Consider the following 6,113-nt stretch of genomic DNA (forward strand, 5'->3'; position numbering starts at 1 on the left):
ATGCCAGATCCTTGTTATTTAACCATGATACGCTTGCTCGCCATGGCTGGTGATGTCGAGGCCTTCGCGCTCTTCTTCTTCCGGTACGCGCAAGCCGATGACGATGTCGACCAGTTTATAGGCGACGACGGAGACGACGGCCGACCAGACGATGGTGGTGCCGACCGCTTGCGCCTGCACCCACACCTGATGACCGATCGAATACGGATCGGCCGACATCTTGTTGGTGACATAGTCGAAGATGCCCTGGCCGCCCAATTGTGGTGCAGCAAACACGCCCGTCAGCAAGGCACCGAGGATACCGCCCACGCCATGCACGCCGAACACGTCGAGCGAATCGTCGGCGCCGATCAGGCGTTTCAGGCCATTCACGCCCCACAGGCAGACGATACCGGCCAGCAGGCCGATGACCAGGCCGCCCATCGGGCCGACAAAGCCGGCCGCCGGGGTGATCGCCACCAGGCCGGCCACGGCGCCGGACGCGCCACCGAGCATGGATGGCTTGCCTTTGCTGATCCACTCGCCAAATACCCACGACAGGGTGGCGGCGGCAGTGGCCAGCAAGGTGTTGACGAAGGCCAGGGCCGCCACGTCGCCCGCTTCCAGCGAGGAACCGGCATTGAAACCGAACCAGCCCACCCACAGCAGCGAGGCGCCGATCATGGTCATCGTCAGCGAGTGCGGCGCCATCGATTCGCGGCCGTAGCCGACGCGCTTGCCGATCATGATCGCGCCCACCAGGCCGGCGACGGCGGCATTGATGTGCACCACGGTGCCGCCGGCGAAGTCCAGCGCGCCTTTTTGCCAGATCCAGCCCGCTTTCAGGGCTTCGCTGGCCGAGGTGGCGGCATTGGTGATCAGGTCAGGACCGGTCCAGAACCACACCATGTGGGCCGCTGGCAGGTAGGCGAACGTGAACCACAGCACGACGAAGGCCAGCACGGCGGCAAACTTGGCGCGCTCGGCGAAGGCGCCGACGATCAGTGCGCAGGTGATGGCGGCAAACGTGCCCTGGAAGGCGACGAAGACGAACTCGGGAATGACGACGCCCTTGCTGAAGGTGGCAGCGGCGGCAAACGTGCCCTTGGCCGGATCCCAGATACCGTTCAGGAACAGGCGGTCGAAGCCACCGAAGAAGGCGGTTTTTTCCGTAAAGGCGATCGAGTAGCCGTAGATACACCACAGCACGATGACCAGCGCGAACACCATGAACACTTGCATCAGCACCGACAGCATGTTCTTCGAGCGCACCAGGCCGCCGTAGAACAGGGCCAGGCCGGGGATGGTCATCAAAATCACCAGCAAGGTGGAAATCATCATGAAACTGGTATCGCCCTTGTTGGCGACAGGGGCGGCGGCCGGTGCGGCAGCGGCCGGGGCCGGGGCGGCGGCAGCGGGGGCGGCGTCAGGCACGGGCGTGACGGCGGGGGCGGCAACGGCCGTAGTCGTGGCCGCCTCCGTCTTGGCAGGGGCATCGGCAAAGCTCGGCGCGGCGACGCCAAACGCACACAGACAGGCAAACCCAGCGAGCAATTTTGTTATATTTTTACGCATCAATATTCCCCTTAGAGCGCTTCGTTGCCGGTTTCACCGGTACGGATGCGGATGACTTGTTCCAGGTTGTAGACGAAAATCTTGCCGTCGCCGATTTTACCGGTACGCGCGGCGCCTTCGATCGCTTCGATGGCCTGATCGACAATGGCGTCATCGACGGCTGCTTCAATCTTGGTTTTTGGCAAAAAATCAACGACATACTCGGCGCCACGGTAGAGTTCCGTATGGCCTTTCTGGCGGCCGAAACCTTTGACTTCGGTGACGGTAATGCCTTGCACATTGATAGCCGACAAGGCTTCGCGTACTTCGTCCAGTTTGAACGGTTTAATGATTGCAGTAATCATTTTCATGGCAGTCTCGCTTAAAAGGTTTTGGATACGGTCAGCACGAGACCGGATTTCGCCAGATTCTTGCCATTCGGTGCCAGCGACGTGATGTTGGCCTTGACGGCGGCCAGAGCCACGGTCACCACGCCGAAATCCTTGGTCACGCCGATCTTGTAATCGTTATAGCTGAGGGAATCGTTGTGCGCGACCTTCTGGCGTCCGGCATGCAGGTTCAGCATGTAGCCATCGTGCACATCGACGTTGGCACCCACATCGAGGTAGCCGCTGTTCTTGCTGTCAGGCACGCCGAACAGATTACTGGTCGAATGCGAGTACTTGATGTAGGCCGGGCCATAGCCGAGCTGGCCGTACAGTTCGAAGGTGTTCGCGTTGGTGCTCAGCCCATTCGAGGGATAGAAGTAGTACAGGCCGCCCACATCGTAGGTGAAATCGTTGCTGATCTCGCCACGTTTGCCGCCGTAGATATCCCATTCCAGGTTGGTATCGCCGCCGCCGTCTTTGATCCATTTGATGCTCGACAACCAGGTCCCCACGTACAAACCCGTCGGGTTGTGGGTATAGTCGGCGCCGCCGCTGATGGCAGGGTCGAGACGGCTTTGCGACACGCCACGGTAGCGGTAGTCGCTGGTCAGCGCCACGTTGTAGCTCACCACGTTATCAGGTACGGCTTCGGCCGCAGCAGGCGCCGCCACTGCATCCTGGGCCATGGCGCTGCCGCACAAGGCGGTCATGGCCAGCGTCAACGCTGCAGCTAAAGTCATGTTCTTGGACAGATTCTTCATGGCGATTCCCTTTTATTGAACTTTTAAAGCGGTTGAGGTTTAAAATCTTGGCTGGAGATCACAAAGCGTTCATACCTTCTTTAGCAGAATACGTGCCAGCTCTCTTGCCACCTTGACAGGTGCCTTTCCGGCCATACATACCGTGCAAGCCGCTGGGCATGCGGAAATACGTTGCTGAAGCGTTGTGGATTTGCCTATTTTCGCACCAGATTAACACCGCTGTGCACCGCAATGGTGCGATGCACATGCCGCACCATAAAAGGACTGAACATGGACATGAATACCTTCTTTAACGACTTGCAAGGCAAGATCCACCAGGCCATCGAGAACTCGCCGGCCAAGGATATCGAGAAAAACGTGAAATCGATGATGACCCAGGGCTTCGCCCGCCTCGATCTCGTCACGCGCGAGGAATTCGATATCCAGGCGCAAGTGCTGGCCAAGACCCGCGCCAAGCTCGACGCACTGGAATTGCGCCTGATCGAACTGGAAACCCGTCTGAACGAACCCAAGGCCAAGGTGTAAGGTTGTAAGGTGACGCCAGCCAGACCACGTTATTGACGGCCTTGCTGGCATAGCTCAAGCCTGACGGCGTTTCACGCGCTAGACTGAGACTGCCCGCGCCCGCGCCACAGGGGAGTTTGATGAGTCTGGCCGTCCTGAAAAGCCGCGCCCTGGCCGGCATGGAAGCGCCCGAGGTAAGTGTCGAAGTCCACCTTGCCAACGGTTTGCCTTCGTTTACGATAGTCGGCCTGCCGGATACGGAAGTGAAGGAATCGCGCGACCGCGTCCGTGCCGCGCTGCAAAACTGCGGCTTTGAGATGCCGGCGCGGCGCATCACGGCCAACCTGGCGCCGGCGGACTTGCCCAAGGAATCGGGGCGCTTCGACCTGCCTATTGCCTTGGGTATCCTGGCCGCCTCGGGCCAGTTGCCGGGCGACCAATTACATCACTACGAATTCGCGGGCGAACTGTCGCTCTCAGGCCAGTTGCGTCCCATTCGCGGCGCGCTGGCCATGACCTTTGCCATGCAGCGCAGCCCGGCGGGCGCGCCACGCGCCTTCATCCTGCCGCAGGCGAACGCGGACGAGGCGGCGCTCGTCAGCGATGCCTGCATCTATCCCGCCCACAGCCTGCTGGAAGTCTGCGCGCATTTTGCCGCGCACGGCAGCCAGACCGCCCTGCAACGCCATCAGCCCATGCTGGCAGCGCACGTCTTTCCGTATCCCGACTTTGCCGACGTGCAAGGGCAGCAGCAGGCGCGGCGGGCGCTGGAAGTGGCGGCCGCAGGCGGCCATAACGTCCTGATGGTCGGGCCGCCGGGCGCGGGCAAGACCATGCTGGCCAGCCGTTTTCCCGGCGTGCTGCCGCCCATGAGCGACGAAGAGGCGCTGGAATCGGCTGCCGTGCATTCGCTGGGTGGCCACTTCAAGGTGGAACACTGGAAACGCCGCCCCTACCGCGCCCCGCACCAGACGGCGTCCGGTGTGGCCCTGGTGGGCGGCGGCAATGTTCCGCGCCCCGGAGAAATCTCGCTCGCGCACTGCGGCGTGCTGTTTCTCGATGAAATCGCCGAATTTCAGCGCCGGGTGCTCGATGTGTTGCGCCAGCCCATGGAATCGGGCGTGATCAACATTTCACGCGCGGCCCGCCAGGCCGAGTTTCCTGCCCGCTTCCAGCTGATCGCCGCCATGAATCCCTGCCCGTGCGGTTATCTGGGCCACGCTTCGGGACGTTGCCGCTGCACGCCGGACGCCGTGCTCCGTTATCACAGCCGCCTGTCCGGCCCGCTGCTCGACCGTATCGACCTGCAGATTGAAGTGGCCGCGATGCCGCCGGCGGCGCTGGGCCGGCACGCCGGCGCCGGAGAAAGCACGCGAGCCATCGCCACAAGGGTAGCGGCAGCCTTTGCCCTGCAGCTGGCGCGCCAGGGAAAGGCGAATCAGCGCCTGAGCAGCACGGAAATCGAACAGCATTGTCGCCTGGAAACGCATGGCGAACAGCTGCTGCACGGCGCCATGGCGCGATTGCACTGGTCGGCGCGTACCTACCACCGCGTACTGCGCGTGGCGCGCAGCATCGCGGACCTGGAGGCTAGCCCCGGCATCACACAGCCGCACGTCGCCGAAGCGATCCAGTACCGGCGCGTGCTGCGTGAAATATAAGGCGGCCCGTAAGTGCCACACGTGCACGATTGCGCGCGACTGGCGGCGCTGCTACCATCTGCTGATGAAAAAACCATCACTTGCCCTCTTTCTGGCTACGCTCGCGGCCGCCGGCATCTTGTCGGCCTGCAGTCCGAAGTTCGACTGGCGCGACTACCGCAGCCCCGACGCCCAGTTCACGGCCTTGTTCCCAGGCAAACCGGCCGTGCTGACGCGCGAGATCGATCTTGATGGCAGGAAAATCAGCCTGACCATGACGGCCAGCGAGGTTGATGGCAATACCTTCGCCATCGGCAGCGCCGTGCTCGACAGCGCAGAACAGGCGCAAGCGGCCCTGCCCGCCATGCAGACTGCCCTGTTAAAGAATATTAACGGCACCGTGCGCAGCGAAAAATCGGCATCGACGGCCAGCAGCACGGCGGCAGGAACACACCAGCACAGTTCGCTCAGCATCGAGGCCAAAGGCACGCAGCAAGGCAAGCCTGTCTTGCTGGTCGGCCGTTTCGTGGCGCAGGATAAACGGATTTTCCAGATCATCATCCTCGGTGAAGAAAGCAAGCTGTCGCGTGACACCATCGACACTTTCATGGACTCGGTGAAACTGGATTGAGACTTAACGATCGCTTAAACGGGTGTTTTCACCGCAAGCAAGCTCTTGTAAATGCGTGCGTTGTCCAACAGATGGCCCTATCCGGCTTGCAAATGTGCAATCCGGGCAATCGGACGGCCTGTGCGACATTTCAAGTCGTGATATTGTTTCGACACTAACAACAAGTTTCAGAAAGCGCTTATGTTGATCTCATTCAAATCCAAATCCTCCCCTGAAGTGCTGATGTACCAGGAACATGCCCAGCGCATCCTCGACATCCTGCACAAGAACCCCACACGCGGCGTCATCACGCCAGCCGAAGCGGGCGATGCCCTGGCCCTGCTGGAAAAAGAAGTCGCGGAAAGCAAACTACATCCGGAAAATGACGTCGAACACGATGCGCATACGCCGGAAACGCTGGAAGATGGCGAAACGGGCGCCCATGCGCGCGCGCAAAAAGTGCATTTCTCGCAGCGCGCCTATCCCTTGATGGAGATGCTGCGCTCGGCCAAGGCGGAAAATGAAAGCATCACCTGGGGCATCTAGTCCGATGAATGCTGCAGACGAAAAAAAACCCCGCTGATGCGGGGTTTTTTTATATAACAAGCCTGACGATAACCTACTTTCACACTGGTTGCAGCACTATCATCGGCGCAAAGTTGTTTCACGGTCCTGT

At 60.8% G+C, this 6,113-nt stretch carries 7 protein-coding genes; 4 read left to right on the top strand and 3 right to left on the bottom strand.

Features of this window, described 5'->3' with window-relative positions; genetic code table 11:
* Nucleotides 1-18: 18 nt before the first annotated feature.
* From IGS60_RS23975 to IGS60_RS23985, 3 genes are read right to left on the bottom strand one after another with little or no spacing between them, the layout of a single operon-like run.
* The gene (locus IGS60_RS23975; RefSeq protein WP_306798516.1) at nt 19-1,554 is read right to left on the bottom strand and encodes an ammonium transporter; all 1,536 of its coding nucleotides are present in this window, start codon (nt 1,552-1,554) and stop codon (nt 19-21) included.
* Nucleotides 1,555-1,565: 11 nt separating this feature from the next.
* Complete coding sequence (locus IGS60_RS23980; RefSeq protein WP_010393464.1) at nt 1,566-1,904, bottom strand: P-II family nitrogen regulator; 339 nt, start codon at nt 1,902-1,904, stop codon at nt 1,566-1,568.
* 11 nt (nt 1,905-1,915) lie between these two features.
* Nucleotides 1,916-2,683 carry a TorF family putative porin gene (locus IGS60_RS23985; RefSeq protein ID WP_230506402.1) on the bottom strand — a complete coding sequence of 256 codons (768 nt, stop codon included), beginning with the start codon at nt 2,681-2,683 and terminating at the stop codon, nt 1,916-1,918.
* Between the two features lie 270 nt (nt 2,684-2,953).
* Here IGS60_RS23985 and IGS60_RS23990 point away from each other — a divergent pair, with 270 nt between their 5' ends.
* The 4 genes from IGS60_RS23990 (at nt 2,954) to IGS60_RS24005 (ending at nt 5,983) form a co-directional block, all read left to right on the top strand.
* Complete coding sequence (locus tag IGS60_RS23990) at nt 2,954-3,208, top strand: accessory factor UbiK family protein (RefSeq protein ID WP_070289926.1); 255 nt, start codon at nt 2,954-2,956, stop codon at nt 3,206-3,208.
* A gap of 119 nt (nt 3,209-3,327) precedes the next feature.
* Nucleotides 3,328-4,848, top strand: a complete 1,521-nt coding sequence (locus IGS60_RS23995) for a YifB family Mg chelatase-like AAA ATPase (RefSeq protein ID WP_230506403.1) — start codon at nt 3,328-3,330, stop codon at nt 4,846-4,848.
* Nucleotides 4,849-4,912: 64 nt separating this feature from the next.
* Nucleotides 4,913-5,458: a hypothetical protein gene (locus IGS60_RS24000; protein ID WP_230506404.1), complete on the top strand. Its 546-nt coding sequence runs from the start codon at nt 4,913-4,915 to the stop codon at nt 5,456-5,458.
* A gap of 180 nt (nt 5,459-5,638) precedes the next feature.
* A complete protein-coding gene (locus IGS60_RS24005; protein WP_070224486.1) occupies nt 5,639-5,983 on the top strand; it encodes a DUF1840 domain-containing protein in 345 nt (114 codons plus the stop codon).
* Nucleotides 5,984-6,113: the final 130 nt, after the last annotated feature.

The organism is Janthinobacterium sp. FW305-128, from assembly GCF_020858135.1.
In the GTDB taxonomy this organism is placed as follows: domain Bacteria; phylum Pseudomonadota; class Gammaproteobacteria; order Burkholderiales; family Burkholderiaceae_D; genus Janthinobacterium.

Coding starts and splice junctions, on each gene's coding strand:
- IGS60_RS23975 (WP_306798516.1), bottom strand. CDS start 1,554: ATGCGTAAAAATATAACAAAATTGCTCGCTGGGTTTGCCTGTCTGTGT.
- IGS60_RS23980 (WP_010393464.1), bottom strand. CDS start 1,904: ATGAAAATGATTACTGCAATCATTAAACCGTTCAAACTGGACGAAGTA.
- IGS60_RS23985 (WP_230506402.1), bottom strand. CDS start 2,683: ATGAAGAATCTGTCCAAGAACATGACTTTAGCTGCAGCGTTGACGCTG.
- IGS60_RS23990 (WP_070289926.1), top strand. CDS start 2,954: ATGGACATGAATACCTTCTTTAACGACTTGCAAGGCAAGATCCACCAG.
- IGS60_RS23995 (WP_230506403.1), top strand. CDS start 3,328: ATGAGTCTGGCCGTCCTGAAAAGCCGCGCCCTGGCCGGCATGGAAGCG.
- IGS60_RS24000 (WP_230506404.1), top strand. CDS start 4,913: ATGAAAAAACCATCACTTGCCCTCTTTCTGGCTACGCTCGCGGCCGCC.
- IGS60_RS24005 (WP_070224486.1), top strand. CDS start 5,639: ATGTTGATCTCATTCAAATCCAAATCCTCCCCTGAAGTGCTGATGTAC.